Raw genomic sequence first — 906 nt, forward strand, 5'->3', positions numbered from 1 at the left:
GGCATGGGCAACGACCAGGTCCGCTTCGACCTGGCCGTGAAGGCACTGGGCGACTATCAGATCGTCGCCCCGATCCGCGAGATCCAGAAAGAGCACACCCAGACCCGCGCCTACGAGCAGAAGTACCTGGAAGAGCGCGGCTTCGGCGTGCGCGCCAAGCAGCAGGCCTACACCATCAACGAGAACCTGCTGGGCCTGACCATGTCCGGTGGCGAGATCGACCGTTGGGAAGCGCCGGGCGAAGGTGCCCGTGGCTGGTGCGCGCCGCGCAGCGCGTGGCCGATCGAGCCGCTGACCGTCAAGCTGAAGTTCGTCGAAGGCGAGGCGGTCGAGCTGGACGGCAAGGCACTGCCGGGTGAGCAGATCCTGGTCAAGCTCAACAAGCTGTTCGCCCCGTACGGCGTCGGCCGTGGCGTGTACACCGGCGACACCGTGATCGGCCTGAAGGGCCGCATCGTGTTCGAAGCCCCGGGCCTGGTCTCGTTGCTGGCCGCGCACCGCGCGCTGGAAGACGCGGTGCTGACCAAGCAGCAGAACCGCTTCAAGCCGGACGTGGCGCGCAAGTGGGTGGAGCTGGTGTACGAAGGCTTCTACCACGACCCGCTCAAGACCGACATCGAGGCGTTCCTGAAGTCCTCGCAGACCAAGGTCAACGGCGAAGTGGTGCTGGAAACCCGTGGCGGGCGCGTCGATGCGGTGGCGGTGAAGTCGCCGCACCTGCTCAACACCAAGGGCGCCACCTATGCGCAGTCGGCCGATTGGGGCGTGGAAGAGGCGGAAGGCTTCATCAAGCTGTTCGGCATGAGCTCGACCTTGTACGCGCAGGTAAACCGCTAAGCCGATTCACCGGGGTGCCGGCCACTGGCCGGCGCCTCGCAAAGCCGATGGAGGGGTAGTGCCGGCCGC

At 66.4% G+C, this 906-nt stretch carries 1 protein-coding gene; it reads left to right on the forward strand.

Annotated features, from left to right (window positions below; genetic code table 11):
• A partial coding sequence (locus tag ACXJKH_RS21355; RefSeq protein ID WP_457322379.1) for an argininosuccinate synthase occupies positions 1–837 on the forward strand: 837 nt, incomplete at its 5' end.
• Positions 838–906: the final 69 nt, after the last annotated feature.

It is taken from the genome of Stenotrophomonas sp. P5_B8 (assembly GCF_054049855.1).